Source organism: Kitasatospora sp. NPDC091335 (assembly GCF_044757205.1).
Lineage (GTDB): Bacteria > Actinomycetota > Actinomycetes > Streptomycetales > Streptomycetaceae > Kitasatospora.
In genome coordinates, this window is record NZ_JBIVUM010000008.1 from 263468 (window position 1) to 282364 (window position 18897).

Annotated in this window: 13 protein-coding genes and 1 pseudogene; 10 read left to right on the top strand and 4 right to left on the bottom strand. The window is 74.5% G+C overall.

Going from position 1 to position 18897, the window contains the following annotated elements; all coding sequences use genetic code 11:
- The first annotated feature begins 149 nt into the window (after positions 1 to 149).
- Positions 150 to 881, top strand: a complete 732-nt coding sequence (locus ACIQOW_RS19505; protein WP_401086502.1) for an ABC transporter ATP-binding protein — start codon at positions 150 to 152, stop codon at positions 879 to 881.
- A gap of 161 nt (positions 882 to 1042) precedes the next feature.
- Here ACIQOW_RS19505 and ACIQOW_RS19510 read toward each other — a convergent pair whose 3' ends face one another.
- From ACIQOW_RS19510 to ACIQOW_RS19525, 4 genes are all read right to left on the bottom strand, one after another.
- Positions 1043 to 2665, bottom strand: a complete 1623-nt coding sequence (locus ACIQOW_RS19510) for an FAD-dependent oxidoreductase (protein WP_401086505.1) — start codon at positions 2663 to 2665, stop codon at positions 1043 to 1045.
- A 357-nt stretch (positions 2666 to 3022) separates the two neighbouring features.
- The gene (locus ACIQOW_RS19515) at positions 3023 to 4642 is read right to left on the bottom strand and encodes an alpha/beta hydrolase (protein ID WP_401086508.1); all 1620 of its coding nucleotides are present in this window, start codon (positions 4640 to 4642) and stop codon (positions 3023 to 3025) included.
- A gap of 249 nt (positions 4643 to 4891) precedes the next feature.
- Entirely contained in the window at positions 4892 to 5137 is a 246-nt protein-coding gene (locus ACIQOW_RS19520; protein WP_401086511.1) for a hypothetical protein, read from the bottom strand.
- Positions 5138 to 5255: 118 nt separating this feature from the next.
- The gene (locus ACIQOW_RS19525; protein ID WP_401086514.1) at positions 5256 to 5882 is read right to left on the bottom strand and encodes a TetR/AcrR family transcriptional regulator; all 627 of its coding nucleotides are present in this window, start codon (positions 5880 to 5882) and stop codon (positions 5256 to 5258) included.
- A 190-nt stretch (positions 5883 to 6072) separates the two neighbouring features.
- Between ACIQOW_RS19525 and ACIQOW_RS19530 the strand changes: the two are divergent.
- From ACIQOW_RS19530 to ACIQOW_RS19570, 9 genes and pseudogenes are all read left to right on the top strand, one after another.
- Positions 6073 to 7362 (top strand): annotated as a pseudogene (locus ACIQOW_RS19530) (FAD-dependent monooxygenase).
- A 154-nt stretch (positions 7363 to 7516) separates the two neighbouring features.
- Positions 7517 to 8038: a MarR family winged helix-turn-helix transcriptional regulator gene (locus tag ACIQOW_RS19535; RefSeq protein ID WP_401086517.1), complete on the top strand. Its 522-nt coding sequence runs from the start codon at positions 7517 to 7519 to the stop codon at positions 8036 to 8038.
- 110 nt (positions 8039 to 8148) lie between these two features.
- Complete coding sequence (locus ACIQOW_RS19540; RefSeq protein WP_401086520.1) at positions 8149 to 8637, top strand: hypothetical protein; 489 nt, start codon at positions 8149 to 8151, stop codon at positions 8635 to 8637.
- Positions 8634 to 9497, top strand: coding sequence for an NmrA family NAD(P)-binding protein (locus tag ACIQOW_RS19545; protein WP_401086523.1), 864 nt, complete (start codon positions 8634 to 8636; stop codon positions 9495 to 9497). Before ACIQOW_RS19540 ends, ACIQOW_RS19545 begins: the two co-directional genes overlap by 4 nt.
- A gap of 400 nt (positions 9498 to 9897) precedes the next feature.
- Complete coding sequence (locus ACIQOW_RS19550; RefSeq protein ID WP_401086526.1) at positions 9898 to 13896, top strand: Pls/PosA family non-ribosomal peptide synthetase; 3999 nt, start codon at positions 9898 to 9900, stop codon at positions 13894 to 13896.
- 47 nt (positions 13897 to 13943) lie between these two features.
- Positions 13944 to 15269 (top strand): M1 family metallopeptidase, encoded by a 1326-nt coding sequence (locus tag ACIQOW_RS19555; protein WP_401086530.1) that lies wholly within the window; start codon positions 13944 to 13946, stop codon positions 15267 to 15269.
- Between the two features lie 166 nt (positions 15270 to 15435).
- Positions 15436 to 16815, top strand: coding sequence for a serine hydrolase domain-containing protein (locus ACIQOW_RS19560; RefSeq protein ID WP_401086773.1), 1380 nt, complete (start codon positions 15436 to 15438; stop codon positions 16813 to 16815).
- Positions 16816 to 17180: 365 nt separating this feature from the next.
- Positions 17181 to 18014, top strand: a complete 834-nt coding sequence (locus tag ACIQOW_RS19565; protein WP_401086533.1) for a GNAT family N-acetyltransferase — start codon at positions 17181 to 17183, stop codon at positions 18012 to 18014.
- Positions 18011 to 18865, top strand: coding sequence for a lysophospholipid acyltransferase family protein (locus ACIQOW_RS19570; RefSeq protein WP_401086536.1), 855 nt, complete (start codon positions 18011 to 18013; stop codon positions 18863 to 18865). The genes ACIQOW_RS19565 and ACIQOW_RS19570 overlap by 4 nt, the downstream gene beginning before the upstream one ends.
- The last annotated feature ends 32 nt before the right edge of the window (positions 18866 to 18897 follow it).

Genomic DNA, 18897 nt, shown 5'->3' on the forward strand with positions numbered 1-18897 from the left:
CAACCCCGGCTTCGGTCCGCTCCTTTGGCGCGGGGCACGACTTCTCGGATTCACCGTCCGGGAACGTGAACCACCGGAGCGGCCATATCCGTAGAACCGAAGGGACCCGGATCCTCACCGGGTCACCACGCCCACAGGGGGGACGCCGCATGACGCAGCATCAGGCCGCCACCGCCGACCCGACCACCCGGCCGATGGTGGCCGTGACCGACCTCCGCCGGAGTTTCGGCACCGGCGAGCGGGCCGTACACGCCCTGCGCGGCGTCTCGTTCACCGTCGGCCGCGGCGAACTCGCCGCGCTCAAGGGCCGGTCCGGCTCCGGCAAGACCACCCTGCTCAACCTGGTCGGCGGCCTGGACACGCCGACCGGCGGCAGCATCGCCCTGGACGGCGTCGACCTCGCCGGGCTGGACGAGGACGGCCGGCTCGCCCTTCGGCGGGAGCGGATCGGCTTCGTCTTCCAGTCCTTCGGGCTGATCCCGATGCTCACCGCCGCCGAGAACGTCGGCGTTCCCATGCGGCTGCGCAAGGCCCCGGCCGCCGAGCGCGAGGAGCGCGCGCACACCCTGCTCGCCCTGGTCGGCCTGGCCGACCACGCCAACCAGCGCCCCGGCGAGCTCTCCGGCGGCCAGCAGCAGCGCGTCGCCATCGCCCGGGCGCTGGCCAACGAGCCCAGCCTGATCATCGCCGACGAGCCGACCGGTCAGCTGGACTCGGAGACCGGCCGCTCGATCATGGAGCTGCTGCGTGCGGTGGTGCGCAGCGAAGGCGTCACCGTGCTGGTCGCCACCCACGACCCGACGCTGATGGGGCTCGCCGACCGGGTGATCGAGGTCCGGGACGGACGGATCCTCGACGAGGTCGCCGAGCAGGCCGCGTAGCGGAGCGGGCCGCCGGACCGGGCCGGGCTGAGCCGGGTCACGGGCGCGGGGACGCGGGTGTGGGGATGCGGGGTGCGTCCCCACACCCGCCGACCTGGACGGCCGAGCGGCCCCGGGCCGGGCGCGGGCGCTCAGCCCGGGCAGGGCGTCGGCGCCCGGCCTCAGGCCTTCGCGGGGATGATCGACTGGGCGTGGTGGAACACCTCCTCCCCGTCCCAGTGGGCCTTGGTGCGCTGCAACCGCGGGTAGTTGCCCTTGTAGTAGAGGCGCGGGTAGGCCGGGTCCGGCTGGTTCGCGGTGCCCAGGTCGGTGTCCGGGTAGTTGACGTACGCGCCGTCCGTCGCGGTGTCGACCTCCGGGACTCCGCCCGTGTCCCGGTAGACGTCCCGGTACAGCCCGCCGAGGTAGGCCAGGTGCTCGTCGTCCTCGCCCGGGTCGGTCCAGTACGTCTGGTACTGGAGCTTCATGATCGAGTCGCGCTGGGGGACGGCCGTCTCCTCGGGCCGGCGGGTGTTGATCCGGCAGCCGTAGGAGTCGACCTGGACCAGCGTGTCAGTGAGGTCGACCCCCTCGACGTCCCGCACCAGCCAGTCCCAGAAGGCGGCGATCTGCGCCGGACTGAACGGCTCCCGGTGGTAGGCCGACTTGTACTTGCCGCGCTGGTTGTCCCCCGAGGGGTTGAGCGTCATGGTGGCATGGAACCACGGCATCTGGCGGCGCTTGTCCGGGTAGGGCAGGAACAGCCCGCCGGCCGCCCGGGTCTGCACCGCCGCGGGCGTCGTCATCCCGCGCTCGACGGCCGCCACGAAGGCGTCGAGCGGGGCCGGGTCCTCGCCGTCCCACTGACTGAACAGGACGACGTTCCCGTTGGAGTGGTGGGTGAGCTTGAGGATGGCGAACAGCCCCTGGTACACCTGCTCCTGCGGGCCGCTGTGCTCGGCCATGAAGGCACCGAAGTTCCGCACCAGCGTCTCGAAGTCGGCGGGGCGCTCCAGCAGTTCGGCCCAGGGCCAGGCCACGCTGCTCAGCCAGACCCGGGGCGGCGGCTGGGGCACGTCCGACGCGAAGTGGTACCGCAGCACCACCCCGAAGTTCCCGCCACCGCCGCCGGTGTGCGCCCAGAAGAGGTCCCGCTCGGGCGAGCCCTCCGCGTCCTCGCGGTGCGCCCTCGTCACCACGGCCGTGCCGCCCCGGACGGTGACCACGTCGACCTGGACGAGGTGGTCCACGGTGAGCCCGTGCCGCCGGGACAACAGGCCGTACCCGCCGCCGCAGACGTGGCCGCCGGCCCCGACCGAGTAGCAGGACCCGGCGGGCAGGGTGACGGCGTACTCCCGGAACAGCGTGGTGTAGACGTCCCAGTTGGTCGCGCCGCCCTCGACGCCGTACGTGGGCCGGCCGAACTTGTCCGTCGAGGCGGCGACGCCCCGCATCGTGCCGAGGTCGAGGATGACGCCCCGGTCGTTGTCGACGAATCCCTCGTAGCAGTGTCCGCCGCCGCGGACCGTCGGCCGCAGCCCGTGGTCCAGCGCGCGGTTCAGCTCGGCGACCGCGTCCGCCTCGTTGCCCACCAGCCGGATGTACGCGGGGCTGCTGGTCCATCGCTGGTTGAAGCCCTGACTGAGGGTCCGGTAGCGGGGATCGTCCGGCAGGACCGAGCGCCCCTCCGGCAGCTCCCGGCGCGCGCCCTCGGCCGCCGCCTCGCCCGTGGACCCGACGGTGATCCCGGCGGCCGCCGCACCGGCACCGCCCAGGAATCCCCTCCGGGAGAATTCGCACTGCATGACCCGTCCCCACTTTCCCGAGTCCGAGAGAAGCCGGCGGGCCGCACGCTAACACGGAAATCAAGCCGCGGGAATCGCTTAATGAATAGTGTGACAGTACGTCATTTCCGGTGATTCTTCCCGTCCATGACCTCGGACGCCCCGGCGAAGGCCCATTGTCAGTGGCCTGGGCTATGGTCGCCGACAACGCGCCGACGACGCGCCGGAATCCGTCCCACGGGAGGTTCGATGACGATCTTCTGCCGCATTGTCCCGGCCTTCCGGGAACTGGCCAGAAAAGCACGGTCGTGGTGGCCGGCAGCACCGCCGACCACCACGACCGTCACCTCGTCCCCAGGGCCACCGGGGGCAGTTCCGTCAGACCGCCGGGAAGATCTCCGCGTCCGGCTTCAGCAGCTGGCCGGGCTTCGGCGCGGTGCCGTCCACCAGGTAGCGGGTGACCAGATCGTTCAGCGCCTTGCTGCGGCCGACGGCGCAGTGCTCGATCGAGTCGACGCTGACCAGCACGGCGTTGCTCAGCTGCTCCTGCATCCGCTGGGCGAACTTGTACTGGGTGGCCGGGTCGTAGAGGTTGCCGATCACCATCACGGTGTTGGAGGTCTTCTTGTTCCACGGGCCGGAGAAGCGCTCGGCGTCCCTGGCCGGGGCCGGCCAGCTCGCGCAGGCGGGCGCGTCGAAGGCCTGGTAGCGGCCGAAGGTCGGCGACTCCTTCTCCCAGGTCTTGGCGGCGTTCGCGAACACCCGGTCGTTGGACGGGTACGGCTTGTCCTGGCAGTTGACGGCCATGTACGAGTCGTCCGCGGTGTACTCGGAGTCGACCGGGGCCTCCCGCAGCGCCGCCCGCGGGACGTTCACCGAGAGCAGGTTGGCGTCCTCGTCGGAGACGTTCGCCTGCGGGGCCGGCAGGGCGGCCGCGTTCGGCTTCTGGAGCACCTGGTAGGCCGCCTGGAGCGACTTGGCCAGCGGAGCCAGCTTGGCCTGCGAGTACAGGGCGCTGGCCACCTCGCCGGTGAAGGTGCTCAGGGTCACCTGGGAGCCGTTCGGCAGCGTGATCGGGCTGGTCCGCAGGTGGTCGCGGAGCTGGTCGAACTTGGCCCGGGTGTCACCCTCGCCGAAGGCGCAGCGCGGGGCGCCGGCTGCCTGGCAGCGCTTCAGGAACTCGTCCAGGGCCAGCTCGAAGCCGCCCGCCCGCTGGCGGTCGTACTCCATGCCGTTGTGCAGGCGCAGGTTGGGATCGACGTTGCCGTCGACGATGATCGCGCGGACCTTGTTCGGGTACATGTTGGCGTACGTCGAACCGATCAGGGTGCCGTAGGAGAACCCGGCGAAGGTGAGCTGGGAGTCGCCGACGGCGCGGCGCATCCGGTCGAGGTCGCGCACCACGTTGATGGTCGACATGTGCTCGATCAGCGGGCCGGCGTTCTTGCTGCACGCGTCGGTGTAGTCCTGGTCCGCGTCCAGCGTCTCGTTGATCTCGGCCTTGGTGACCGGCACGCCGACCATGCGGTTGTTGACGGCGTCCGCGTCTTCCTGGGTCTTGAAGCACTTGAGCGGGTTGCTCCGGGCCACGCCGCGCGGGTCGAAGCCGACCAGGTCGAACTTGGACTGCACCTCGGCGCCGAAGCGGGACGTCGTCGCCCACAGGTAGCCGCTGCCGCCAGGCCCGCCGGGGTTGAGGAACAGCGAGCCGATCCGCTTCGACGGGTCGCTCGCGCGCCGCCGCATCATGGCGATGCCGACCGTCTCGCCCGACGGGTTGTCGTAGTCCAGCGGCACGGGGTAGACGGCGCAGTCGTAGATGCCGGGGTCCGGCTTGCTCGGGTCGGGGTTGCACGGCGTCCAGGCGACGGGTGCGACCTTCGCCTCGGCCAGACCGGGGGCCTGGTCGAAGGGCGCCGCCGACGCGGCGACGGCGGTACCGGTGACAAGTGCGAGAGCGCAGGTGACCGCTCCGGCCAACGTGGATATGCGGGACAAGGAACCTCCTCCGTACTGAAATGGCGGCCCCAGCCTGTCAGCCGGAGATCTCCGTGTGAAGACCTGGGAGCAGCGGAAATCCTTCGCCTGATGTTCGGGAACAGCGCGGAACATTCTGTGAATGAACCGACTTGACGGTTCATTGACCTGATGCCCTGTCACTCGAAGCCGTCAATCGGCCGCCGGCCATCCGGTTCGGCCGGGCCGACCGGGCCGCTCCGAGGTGGTGGCCGGTCCTTCGGAGAACCGTCACCTGTGATCGCGCGCGAAGGCCGGGATCTCTTCGCGGGTCGGGGAGTTCGGCAGGGGCGCGGGCGCGTCCCGGAGGAATGCGGTGATCACGACTGCGGCCCGGTCGTCGTTGTCGTCGAGGCCGTTCCCCATGTGGTGCCCGACGCCGGGCATGTACTGCGTGCTCTGGATGGCGGGGTCGGCTTCGAGGACGGCGGTCGCCCATTGACGGACCTGGGAGGAGCACTCGGCGATCATCGGCATCGCGGGGGTCCGGAGCGTCCCAGTCGCGGCGCCAGGGAGGACGAGTCCCTGACGGTCTGCCGGAGGTGGAGGCCGGCGGCGCGCCCCTACCGGGAGCGGAACACCCTCGAACGCCCGCTCACCGCGGCCCGTACGGCTCCTGACTCGCCGACGCTCCCCGCAGGGCGGCCGCCACCAGCCCCTCGATCTCGTCCGCCCCCGGCTCGCCGCCACTCACCAGGTGATCGAAGACCAGGCCGTCGACGCAGGCCAGCAGGGTGGCCGTCCGCCGGTCGGGGTCCGGCACGCCCTGCTCGGCGAGGAACGCCCGGACCGCGGCGCGGCCCGCGTTGTCCCGCGGGACGAGGATCTCGCGCAGCTCGGGATCGCGCACGCTCTCCACCGCGCAGGCGTACCGGGCGAGCGAGCGCCGCCGCCCGTCCCCGGCCAGCCGTCGGCGCACCAACTCACCGATGCCGTGCACCAGTTCCGTAGCCGAGCGGACCGGCATCCGCTCCCCCATGGCGTGCAGCTCGCCCTGGTCCAGCTCCACCAGCCGCCGCACCAGCGCGGTGAGCAGCGCCTGCCTGGTCCGCAGGTAGGCCGAGGTGGTTCCGACCGGCAGCCCGGCCGCCGCGTCGACCGCCCGGTGCGTCAGCCCTCGCACGCCCAGGTCCGCCAGCACCCCGATCGCGGCGTCCGCCAGCACCGTCCGCCGGTCCGGACGGCCCGCCTCGTCCCGCTTCTGGTCCTCGTTTCGCCGCATCCCCCCTTTCTACCCGCACCGCCGCTCCCCCGGCGCACCCCCTCGTGGCGGACCGGCCCGGCAGCGGCCGCCCTTGCCGTTCAGCCGTCGGCGCGCCCGCTCACCCGCCCCCGCCCGTCGCCCGGAGGCCCGTAGTACGCTCCTTCTACAGCTGTAGAAAGCAGTGCCGCGAGACGGAAGGGGGCCGGGCATGAGCAGCAACAGCGCGGTGGTGGTCGGTGGCGGGATCGGCGGGCTGGCGGCCGCGATCGGGCTCCGGCTGGCGGGGTAAAACGTGACCGTGATCGAACGGGCGGCCACCCTGGACGATGCCGTCGCCGGCATCTCGCTGGCCGCCAACGGGATGCGGGCACTCGCCGCCCTGGGGGTCGGCGAGGCGGTCGAGAGGGCCACGCGCCGCCAGTACACCGGCGGGACCAGCACGCCCGACGGCCGCCGGCTCGCCGCGATGGACGGGGCGGCACTGGAGCGCGAGCTGGGCGCCCCGATCGTCGGCATCCCCCGCGCGGCCCTGCACCGTGTCCTGCGCGAGGCACTGCCGGCCGAGTCCCTCGTCATCGGCGCCGAGGCGACGGAGGTGGACACCAGCCGACCCTTCCGGGTCGGCGTCGGCTACGAAGCCGCCGCCCGGGAGACCGGCCATCCGGCGGCCGACCGTCCGAAGGCCGCGCCTTTGAAGGCCGGCCGCCTGGAGCCCGGCCATCCGGAGCCCGGCCGCCTGGAGGCCGATCTCCTGGTGGCCGCCGACGGGATCAACAGCCGCATCCGGCGCCGGCTCTTCCCCGCCCACCCCGGGCCGGCCTACAGCGGCTCGACGGTGCTGCGGGCGATCACCGCGCACCCGGTCGACGGACTGGAGGCCGACTTCGAGCTCACCTGGGGCCACGGCACCGAGTTCGGCCACATCGCCTTCCCGGACGGCACCGCCGAGTGGCACGCGGTCCTGAACGCCCCGGCCGGGGTCCGCTACCGGGACCCGCTGGCCGAGGTCCGCCGCCGCTTCGCGCGCTGGCACGAGCCGATCCCCTCACTGCTGGCCGCGACCCGGCCGGGGGCGGTGCTGCACCACGACGTCAACGAGCTGGCCACCCCGCTGCCGTCCTACGCCTCCGGCCGGATCGCACTGCTCGGCGACGCGGCGCACGCCATGACGCCCCACCTCGGCCAGGGCGCCTGCCAGGCCCTGGAGGACGCGGTGACACTGGCGGCGATGCTCGCCGAGGCGCGGACGGTCGAGGGTGCGCTCGCCCGCTACGACGCGGTCCGCCGCCCGCGCAGCCAGACCGTGGCCCGCGACGCACGCAGGGCCGGCTGGATGGGCCAGCAGCTCGCCCACCCGCTGGCGGTCGGCCTGCGCAACGCCGCGATCCGGCTCACCCCGCCCGGCGCGATGGTCCGGACCGTCCTGCGGCACGCCGACTGGACACCGCCCCGGATCGCTCCCCGGGCCGCGCGGACAGGTGCCCCCGACCCGGCATGACGAGCGGGCCGGACGCCCCTGCGCGCGACGAACCAGGAACGACGAACCAGGAACGACGAACCAGCCTGACGAACCGGCCTCACGAACCCGCGTGGCGAACCGGCTCGGCGAACCGACTTGACCGGAGATTTGATTAGGGGCCATATTACTTCTCGTGCCCCAGCCCCCCGAGACCGGTCCTATCGCCCCCAGCCTCGACCAGGCCCGCCGCCAGATCGCCCGCTACGGCCTCACGGCCGACCCGCAGGCGATCCTGGTCGCGGCCCGGCTGATGGCGGCGGGCGCCCGGATCGGCCAGGCCGGCGAGGTGCACTTCGGCCGCTTCGGCCTCTCCACCGGCCGGTACCGGCTGCTGGCGGACCTGGAGGACCACGGCGGCGAGAAGTCGCCCTCCCAGCTCGCGGCGAGCCTCGGCGTCTCCCGGGCGACCGTGACCGGCCTGGTCGACGGCCTGGAGCGGGAGGGTCTGGTGGCCCGCCGGCCGTCGACCGAGGACGGCCGCGGCAACGTGGTGCTGCTCACCGCCCGCGGCGCCGACAAGCTGCGCGAACTGGCACCCGAGCACTTCACCCGGATGCAGGCACTGGTCGGAGGGCTCTCCACCGAGGAGCGCGCCACCTTCCTGGACCTGCTGGCCCGGGTGGTCGCGGGCATGGACGCGCTCACCGAGGACTGATCCGCACCCAGGCGGGCTGCCCGAGCAGCCCGCCTCCCTTTCAGCCTAATAGTTAGGCACCTAAGCACAAATACTTAGGTTCCTAACCAGATACCGCAGGAGAGAACCCCATGAGCAAGAAGGCCCCCGGCGCACCCCCGCCGTTCGTCCTGTGGCGCGAGGTGCTGGTCGCCTACGCCATGCCGGCCGTGACGGCGGGCCTCGGCGGAGCGATCACCCGGCAGCCGCACCTGGTGACCGCGGCACTCACCACCATCGGCGGCACCTCCGCCCTGGTGGCCGCCGCGCTCGGCGCCAGCCTGCGCCGCCGCCCGCCCCGGACCCGACCCGTCCGCACCCCGCGCGCCCTCGCGGCCGCCGTGCTCGGCCTGGCCGCCGCCGCACTGGGCCTGGCCGCCGGACTCGCCGCCACCCGCTGGCTGCCGCAGATCCCTGCCCTCGCCGACAGCCCGTGGCCTCCCCGGCTGCCGCTCGACCTGGCGCTCTCCTCCGCGATCGCCGCCACCATCACCACCTGGCGCTGGCGCGGCAGCCGCCCGGCCCCCGCGGCTCAGCACCGACTCCCCACCACACCCCAGCCCGAAAGGCAGACCTCATGATCGTCATCATGGGCGCGACCGGCGCCACCGGCGGCGCCACCCTGCGCAGCCTCACCGCCCTCGGCGTGCCCAGCCGCGCCCTCGGCCGCGACCCCGCCCGACTGGCCGCCACCCTCGACGAGCGCACCCTCGCCGGCACCACGCCCCACGCGGCCGACGCCGCCGACCCAGCCTCCCTCCGCGAGGCCTTCCGAGGCGCGCGGCAACTCCTCCTGACCATGGCCAACGGCCCGCACCAGGTCCAGTACGAGCTGAACGCGATCGAGGCGGCCCTCGACTGCGGCGTGGAGCACATCGTCAAGATCTCCGCGCCCGCCGCCGAGCCCGACTCCCCCGTCGCCGTCTCCCGCGGCCACCACCTGATCGAGCAGCGCCTGCGGTCCTCCGGCGTCACCACCACCGTCCTGCGACCGTACGCCTTCATGCAGAAGCTGCTGCTCCTGGCGCCCGGCATCGCCGCCGGGGTGATGCACGGCGCGATGGGGCAGGCCCGCTGCAACTACGTGGACGCCCGGGACATCGGGGACGCCGCGGCCGAGGTCCTCACCCGCCCCGGGCCGGCCGGTGGCACCTATCCGCTCACCGGCGGGCGGGCCTACAGCCACCCGGAGCTCACCGCCCTGCTGGGCGAGCTGCTCGGCCGGCCGGTCCGCTACCTCGACCTGAGCCCGTCCGAGCTGCACGCCCACCTGGTCGGCCGGGCCGGGATGCCGCACTGGCTGGCCGCCCACGTGGTGGAGATCCAGCAGCTCGCGGTGGTCCGCGAGGAGGCGCCGGACGACGCCTTCCACCGCCTCACCGGGCGCGCTCCACGTACGCTGGAGGCGTTCCTCGGCGAGCACCTGCACCTGTTCGGCTGACCGCCGGACGCCGTGGCGGGCCGGGCCGGGACCGGCCGGACCGGCCCGGGAATCCCCGCGAACACCCGGGAAGGCCCGGCTCGCCACCCGGAGGGAGCAGTATTCATGTGGTGTGGATCACGGTCGGAAATTCGACCTGACGGTCCGTCAATTCGACTGATGCCCCGTCACATCCATGGCAACCGGCCCCAGTTATTGCCTGACGTGACGTCAGATTCGGCCGTTCCGGCGCCAGTTGGGCGGTGCTTCCGCTCCTTCCGGGCCGCCACTGCGGGGCTACCATCGGTCGGGTTGTCCGCTCCGGCCCCGGAGTGGGGTCACCCGATCAGGCGGTGTTCCCACCGCCCCAGGGGCCGGGCATCGGTCGGAACGGGGCGAGGACGAGGAGCGCACGGCTGCCATGACAGCTGAACCGAGCCACCCGGAGCAGTACGCCACGCCACATCCGGCCGCCGCACCGCCACCGGCCACGCCCCCGCGGGAGCCGGCGCAGGAGCCCGCGCAGGTCGAGCTGACGAAGGCCGCGCGGCCCGAGCCCGCACCGGCAGAGCCCGCCCGGCCGGGCCCGGCCCGCGCCGTGTTCCCCGGCCGCCCGGCCGCCGCCCCGCGCACCCTGGTCGACGTGCTGGACGCCACCGTGGCCGCCCACCCCGACGAGCCCGCCCTGGACGACGGCCACACCGTGCTCAGCTACCGCGCGCTGGCCGCCGAGGTCGAGCAGCTGCGCCGCCGCCTGTCCACCGCGGGGATCGGCCCCGGCGACCGGGTCGGCGTGCGCGTGCCCTCCGGCACCAACGACCTGTACGTCTCGATCCTCGCCGTGCTGGCCGCCGGCGCCGCCTATGTCCCGGTCGACGCCGAGGACCCCGACGAGCGCGCCGAACTGGTCTTCGGCGAGGCCGCCGTCGCCGCCGTGCTCGGCGCCGAGCGCGGCCTGACGGCCGCCGCGGAGCGCGCGCCCGCCCTGGAGCGCCGCCCCACCCCGGCCGACGACGCCTGGATCATCTTCACCTCCGGGTCGACCGGCAAGCCCAAGGGCGTGGCCGTCACCCACCACAACGCCGCCGCCTTCGTGGACGCCGAGGCCGCGCTCTTCCTCCAGGAGGAGCCGATCGGCCCCGGTGACCGGGTGATGGCCGGCCTCTCGGTGGCGTTCGACGCCTCCTGCGAGGAGATGTGGCTGGCCTGGCGGCACGGCGCCTGCCTGGTGCCGGTGCCGCGCTCCCAGGTGCGCAGCGGCGCCGACCTCGGCCCGTGGCTGGCCGAGCAGGAGATCACCGTGGTCTCCACCGTCCCGACCCTGGCCGCGCTGTGGCCGGCCGAGGCGCTCAACGAGGTGCGGCTGCTGATCTTCGGCGGCGAGGCCTGCCCGCCCGAGCTGGTGCAGCGCCTGGTCACCGAGGGCCGCGAGGTGTGGAACACCTACGGCCCCACCGAGGCCACCGTGGTCGCCTGCGCGGCCCTGCTGACCGGCGAGGGCCCGGTGCGGATCGGCCTGCCGCTGGACGGCTGGGACCTCGTCGTGGTGGACGAGGCCGGCGAGCCGGTCGCCCCCGGCGGCACCGGCCAGCTGGTGATCGGCGGGGTGGGCCTGGCCCGCTACCTCGACTCGGAGAAGGACGCCGAGAAGTACGCGCCGCTGCCCTCGATGGGCTGGGAGCGCGCCTACCGCAGCGGCGACCTGGTCCAGGCGGACGCGGCCGGCCTGCTGTTCCTCGGCCGCACCGACGAGCAGATCAAGCTGGGCGGCCGCCGGATCGAACTCGGCGAGGTCGACGCGGCCCTCCAGGCGCTGCCCGGCGTGGCGGGCGCGGCGGCCGCCGTGCGGACCGCCCGCGGCGGCAACCAGCTGCTGGTCGGCTACCTGGTGGTCCAGGACGGCTTCGACCGCGAGCAGGCCGTCGAGCGGCTGCGCGCCGAGCTGCCCGCCGCCCTCGTCCCGCTGCTGGCGACCGTCGAGACCCTGCCCACCAGGACCTCGGGCAAGGTCGACCGCAACGCGCTGCCCTGGCCGCTGCCCGAGCTGGAGACCGCGGGCCCGAGCGAGCAGCTGTACGGTACCGAGGCGTGGCTGGCCGAGCAGTGGGCGGAGATCCTCGGCGTCCGGGTCAGCGGCCCGCGCGACGACTTCTTCGCGATCGGCGGCGGCAGCCTCGCCGCCGCCCGGCTGACCACCCTGCTGCGCACCCGCTACCCGAGCGCGGCCGTGCTGGACATCTACCAGCACCCGACGCTGCGCAAGCTCGCCCGGCACCTGGAGCGCGGCGCCGGCGAGAGCACCGAGGCCAGGACGATCGCCCTGGTGCCGACCAGGGCCAAGCTGCTCCAGCTGCTCCTGCTGATCCCGCTGTTCACCGTGGTCGGCCTGCGCTGGACGGTCGCCCTGCTGGCCGCCGGGAACCTGCTCACCCACCTCGGCGACTACCCGTGGGCGCCCACCGCGTCCTGGTGGTGGGTCGCCGCGGGCGCGCTCGCCCTGTACACCCCGGCGGGCCGGCTGGCGATCGCGGCCGGCGGCGCCCGGCTGCTGCTGCGCGGCCTGCGCCCGGGCAGCCACCCGCGCGGCGGCTCCGTCCACCTGCGGCTGTGGACCGCCGAGCGGCTCGCCGAGCTGAGCGGCGCGGACTCGCTGTCCGGCGCCTGGCTGGTGCGCTACGCCCGGGCGCTGGGCGCCAAGGTCGCGCCCGACGTGGACCTGCACTCGCTGCCGCCGGTCACCGGGATGCTGAAGCTGGGCCGCGGCTGCGCGGTCGAGGCCGAGGTGGACCTGTGCGGCTACTGGCTGGACGGCGACCGGCTGCTGATCGGCCAGGTCAAGATCGGCTCCGGTGCCGTGGTCGGCACCCGCTCGACGCTGCTGCCCGGCGCCCGGGTCGGCAAGCGCGCCCAGGTGGCGGCCGGCTCCAGCGTCGTCGGCCAGGTGCCGACCGGCCAGCGCTGGGGCGGCGCCCCCGCCGTCAAGCTGGGCCGTGCCGAGCGCGTCTGGCCCAAGGAGCGCCCGGAGCGCCAGGCCCGCTGGGCCGCGCTGTACGGCGCCAGCGGCGGCATCCTCGGCCTGCTCCCGGTGCCGCCCGCGCTCGCCGCGCTCGCCGTGCTGTCCCGGTTCGTCGACCAGGGCGCAGCCCTCGGCCCGGCGCTCGGCGGCGCGCTGCTCGGCCTGCTGCCGGCGACGCTGGCGTTCGGTGCGGTGTACGCGGCGCAGCTGGTGGTGCTGGTGCGGCTGCTGAGCGTCGGCCTGGTGCCCGGCACCCACCCGCTGCACGGCCGGGTGGGCTGGCAGGCGTGGACCGTCACCCAGCTGATGGACCGGGCCCGCGAGGTGCTGTTCCCGCTCTACGCCGGACTGGTCACCCCGCTGTGGCTGCGCGCCCTCGGGATGCGGGTCGGCCGGGGCGCGGAGGTGTCCACGGTGCTGGCGCTGCCCAGCCTGACCACGGTCGGCGACGGCGCGTTCCTGGCCGACGACACCCTGATGGCCCCGTACGAACTGGGCGGCGGCTGGGTGCGGCTCGGTGAGGCGAAGGTCGGCGAGCGGGCGTTCCTGGGGAACTCGGGGATGACCGCGCCGGGCCGCTCGGTGCCCAAGCGCGGCCTGGTGGGTGTGCTGTCGGCGACGCCGGCGAAGGCGAAGAAGGGCGGCTCGTACCTGGGCATGCCGCCGATGCGGCTGCCGCGTTCGGCGGACCAGGCCGACCAGAGCCTGACCTACGAGCCGCCGGCCCGGCTGTTGTGGGCGCGCGGGCTGGTCGAGGTGGGCCGGCTGGTGCCGGTGCTGGCCTCGGCGGCGCTGGGCCTGCTGACCGTGGCGGCGATGTCCTGGCTGGCGGCCGGTTCGCCGCTGACCGCCGCCCTGCTGTCCGGCCTGGTGCTGCTGGCGGCCGGCGCCGTGGCCTGCCTGGTCTCGGTGGCGGCGAAGTGGCTGCTGGTCGGCCGGTTCCGGGCGGTGGAGCACCCGCTGTGGAGCGGCTTCGTGTGGCGCAACGAGCTGGCGGACACCTTCGTGGAGATGCTGGCGGTGCCGTGGCTGGTCGGCGCGGTGCCCGGCACCCCGGTGCTGAACCTGTGGCTGCGCTCGCTCGGCGCGCACGTCGGGCACGGGGTCTGGTGCGAGAGCTACTGGCTGCCGGAGGCCGACCTGGTCACCCTCGGCGACGGGGTCACCATCAACCGGGGCTGTGTGGTGCAGACGCACCTCTTCCACGACCGGATCATGCGGATGGATACTGTGGTCCTCCGCGAGGGCGCCACCCTGGGCCCGGGCGGCATCGTGCTGCCCGGCAGCACGGTGGGCGCGCGCAGCACGCTGGGCCCGGCCTCGCTGGTGATGCGCGCCGAGTCCGTCCCCGACGACACGCGGTGGCTGGGCAACCCGATCGAGGCGTGGCAGACCACGTCGTGACCACCTCCCCGACCCCCCGTCCCGGCCCGCAGGAAGTGCACGTCCCCGTGAAGTCCAAGCACGCCCCCGTGACCGCCGGCGCCCCTGACCCGTACTTCCCGGACAGCGGCGACCACCGCTACCGGGTCCACCGCTACGAGCTGGCGCTGGACTACCGGCCCGGGCCCAACCGGCTGGCCGGCTCGGCCCGGCTGAGCGCGGTGGCGGACGCGGCGCTGGCGGAGTTCGCGCTCGACCTGGCCGAGTTCCGGATCGGGCGGGTGCTGGTCGACGGCCGGGCCGCCCGCTACACCCACCGCGGCGGCAAGCTGCGGATCCGCCCGGCCAGGGCGCTGGCGCCGGGCGCGGCGTTCACCGTCGAGGTGCACTACACCGGCAACCCGCGCCCGGTGCGCAGCCCGTGGGGCGGTCTGGGCTGGGAGGAGCTGACCGAGGGCGCGCTGGTGGCGAGCCAGCCGGTCGGCGCGCCGTCCTGGTTCCCGTGCAACGACCGGCCCGCCGACAAGGCGACCTACCAGCTGGCGGTCACCACGCCGTCCCCGTTCACCGTGGTCGCGAGCGGCCGGCTGCTGACCCGCACCACCAGGGCGTCCAGCACCACCTGGGTGTACGAGCAGAGCGCGCCGACCCCGACGTACCTGGTGACGGTGTCGATCGGGCACTACCGGCCGGTGCCGCTGGCGGTGCGCCCGGCCGTGCCGCAGACCGGGTACGTGCCGGAGCCGCTGGCCGCCGCGTTCGCCCGGGACTTCGCCCGGCAGCCGGAGATGGCGGCGTACTTCGGCGAGGTCTTCGGCCCCTACCCGTTCGGCGAGTACGCGGTGGTGGTCGCGGACGAGGAGCTGGACGTCCCGGTGGAGGCGCAGGGCGTCGCCACCTTCGGCACCAACCACCTCGGCGGCGGCTGGGAGCGCGAGCGGCTGATCGCGCACGAGCTGGCCCACCAGTGGTTCGGCAACAGCGTCACGATCGCCGACTGGCGGCACATCTGGCTCAACGAGGGCTTCGCCAAGTACGCGGAGTGGCTCTGGTCCGAGCACTCCGGCGGCCCGGGCGCCGCCGTGCACGCCGCCGCCGCGCACCGGCTGCTGGCCGGGCTGCCGCAGGACCTGCGGCTCGGCGACCCGGGCCGGAAGCTGATGTTCGACGACCGGCTGTACCAGCGTGGCGGGCTCGTGGTGCACGCGCTGCGGCGGGCGCTCGGTGACGACGCGTTCTTCGCGATGCTGCGGGACTGGACGAGCGCCAACCGGCACGGGGTGGTCGCCACCGCCGACCTGCGCGCGCACGCCGCCCGGTACGCCACGACCCCGCTCGGCCCGCTCTTCGAGGCGTGGCTGGAGCGGCCGGAGCTGCCGCCGCTGGCGGGCTGAGCGTTCCGCCCCGCCCGGACCCGGGTGTCCGGTCGGCCCCGGAGCCGGGTGTCGGGTCGGCTCCGGGGCCGGGTGTCGGGTCGATTCCGGGGCCCGGTTATTCACTCGGGCCCGGGGCCGGACTGGGCTACTGTCCGTAGACATGTCGACGAGTCCGCAAGCCCACATGACCGACCTTCCCAACGAGCTGCTGCCCGCCACCCGCCGAGCCCTGCTGCACCGGCTCGCCGTCGCCCAGGCCGAGGGCCGCACGCCCTCGATGGCCGCCGGGGTGCTGCGCGACGGCCAGCCGGTGTGGAGCGGCGCCCGCAGCATGGTCGACGGGCACGCGCCGACCCCGGACGTCCAGTACCGGATCGGTTCGCTCACCAAGACCTTCGTCGCGGTGCTGGTGCTGCGGCTGCGCGACGAGGGCTTGCTGGACCTCGCCGACCCGCTCTCCCGCCACCTGCCCGGCACCCCGGCCGACGACGCGACCGTCGCCCAACTGCTCTCGCACTCCGCCGGTCTGGCCGCCGAGACCCCGGCGCCCTGGTGGGAGCGGACCGAGGGCACCCTGCGGCCCGCCCTCGACGACCTCCTGGAGGCCGGGCAGCCGCCGGTGCATCCGGCCGGGCGGGTGCACCACTACTCCAACCCCGGCTACGCGCTGCTCGGCGCGCTGGTGGCGAAGCTGCGCGGCGAGCCCTGGGGCGAGGCGCTGCGCCGCGAGGTGCTGGCCCCGCTCGGCATGGACCGCACCACGCTGCTGCCCGAGCACCCGCACGCCGGGGGCTTCGCCGTCCACCCGTGGGCCGACGTGCTGCTGCCCGAGCCGCTCACCGACACCGGTCTGATGGGCCCGGCCGGCCAACTCTGGTCCACCGTCGCCGACCTGGCCCGCTGGGCGGCCTTCCTGGCGGCCGGCGACGACAAGGTGCTGTCCGCCGACACCATCGCCGAGATGCGCCGCCCGGCCGTCGCCCCGGACGACGCCGAGTGGACCACCGGCTACGGACTCGGTCTGCAACTGCGCCGCCACGAGGGCCGGTTGCTGTACGGGCACACCGGCTCGATGCCCGGCTTCACGGCGGGCCTGTGGATCAGCGAGGCCGACGGCCTGGCCGCGTACGCGCTCTCCAACGTCACCAGCGGCGCCAGCGCCGCGACGCTGGCCGTCCAGTTGATCGCGCTCACCGCCGAGCACGAGCCCCGGCTGCCCGAACCGTGGCGCCCGGCGGCCGAGGCGGACCCGGAGCTGCTGGAGCTCACCGGCCCCTGGTACTGGGGCGCCGCGCCGACCGCCCTGCGGCTGCGGCCCGGACGGGTCCTGGAGTTCACCCCGCTCACCGGTGCGGGCCGGGGCTCGCGCTTCCGTCCCGAGCCGGACGGCACCTGGACCGGTACGGAGAACTACTACGAGGGCGAGACCCTGCGAGTGGTCCGCCACCCCGACGGCACGGTCAGCCACCTCGACGTCGGCTCCTTCGTCTACACCCGTGAGCCGTACGGCCCGGCCGGCGCCGTCCCCGGCGGGGTCGACCCGGAGGGCTGGCGGGCCTTCTGAGCCGCGCGTCCCGACGAGTCGGCCATCCCCATGAGTCGGTCATCCCCATGAGTGGGCCGCTCCCATGAGTGGGCCGCCCCGACCGTGACGGCCCGGGGGCGTGCGGCGCAGCCCGTACGCCCTCTCGATGCGTCTTGTCCACCCCCGGCACACGAGCGCCTGATGCCCGGCAGATGACCGGCGGACCACGGGTGGTCCCATTCAACAGGTGCACATCTGCGCTCCCCCGGGCCGCAACATGAATGCCAACCGACTCGGAGAGACATACGGGGACCGGTTCGCGTCCATTCCCAACCGCCTGCGAACCGGGACGGTGCCCTGGTGATCCACGGCACCGCCGATCGTGCTGCCCTGGAGGGTCCGCCATGACCACCGTCCCCACGTACGCTCCGTCCGCAGTCGCCCCCACCCACGACATCCCGGCGGTCCCCGCGCCTCGCCCCCGGCCCGTCGCCCCGGCCGCCTACACCGTCTCCCTCGCCCGCGACGAGGACGACGTGCGTGCCGCCCAGCGGCTGCGCCACCAGGTCTTCGGCGCCGAGATGGGCGCCGTGCTGCACAGCCCGGTCGCCGGCCTGGACGTCGACCCCTTCGACGAGTACTGCGACCACCTGCTGGTCCGCGAGGGCGAGCACGGCGCCGTGATCGGCACCTACCGGCTGCTGCGGCCCGAGGCCGCCCGCCGGGCCGGCCGGCTGTACTCCGACGGCGAGTTCGACCTCTCCGCGCTGGCCCCGGTCCGCCCCGGCCTGGTCGAGCTCGGACGCTCCTGCATCCACCCGGACCACCGCGGCAACGGCGCCGTCATCAACCTGATGTGGGGCGGCATCGCGCGCTACCTCGCCGACACCGGCAACACCTGGGTCGGCGGCTGCTGCTCGATCGGGCTGGAGGACGGCGGCGCGACCGCGGCGCGGGTCTGGGACTCCGTCAGCGCCAAGCACCTCGCGCCGGCGGAGTTCCGGGTCACCCCGCGCAACCGCTGGGACGCCACCGGGGTGCCGCGCGCCGAGCGGGGCGCGCTGCCGGCCCTGCTCCGCGGCTACCTGCGACTGGGCGCCTGGGTCTGCGGCGAACCCGCCCACGACCCGGACTTCGACTGCGCCGACCTGTACGTGCTGCTGTCGCTGGAGCGCACCGACCCGCGCTACCTGCGGCACTTCCTGTCCGGCGTACCCGCCACGGGCGCCTCGTCATGAGTGTCTGGCTGCCCACGGCGACCTGCCGGCCCGAGGTCTGCCTGGCCGAGGCCGCGCCGGAGGTCTCCCACCCCCGGCGGGCGCTGCGGCTGACGGCCTGCCTGGTGGTGGTGCTGGCCGGCCTGGCGCTCAGCCTTCCGGTCCGGCTGTTCCCGTACCGCTCCAGGAACGGGCTGATCCGGCTCTGGGCGCGGGTACTGCTGCACACCCTCGGGGTGACCGTCCACCTCGCCGGGCCTCCCGGCGACGGCATGGACGGCCGGGCGGGCGACGGTGCGGACGGCCGGGCGGGCGGCCGCGGGGTGCTCGTGGTGGCCAACCACGTGTCCTGGCTGGACATACCGCTGCTCGCCGTCGGCCGTCCCGGCCGGTCGCTGGCCAAGACCGAGGTCCGGCAGTGGCCGGTACTCGGCCCGCTGGTCGCCTGGGGCGGCACCGTCTTCCTGGACCGCGACCGGCTGCGGACGCTGCCGGACACGGTGGCGGCGGTGGCCCGGGTGCTGCGCGCCGGGTACCCGGTGATCGTCTTTCCGGAGGGGTCGACCTGGTGCGGGCGGGAGAGCGGCCGCTTCCGGCCCGCACTGTTCCAGGCCGCGGTGGAGGCGGAAGCCGACGTCCAGCCGGTGACCATCCGCTACCGGCTGGCGGACGGGCGGCCGACCAGCGTCCCCGCCTTCATCGGGGACGACGGGCTGCTCACCTCGCTCGCCAGGGTGGTCGCGGCGCGCGGGCTGGTCGCCGACGTGACCTTCCTGCCGCCGATCCCGCCGCCGGCCCCGCAGCCCACCCGGGCCGGTGCCCGGCGCGAACTGGCCCGTGCGGCGCAGGCGGCGGTCGAGGGCATCCACTGACGAGCCACCGGTGAGCGTGCGGCACGGGCCAC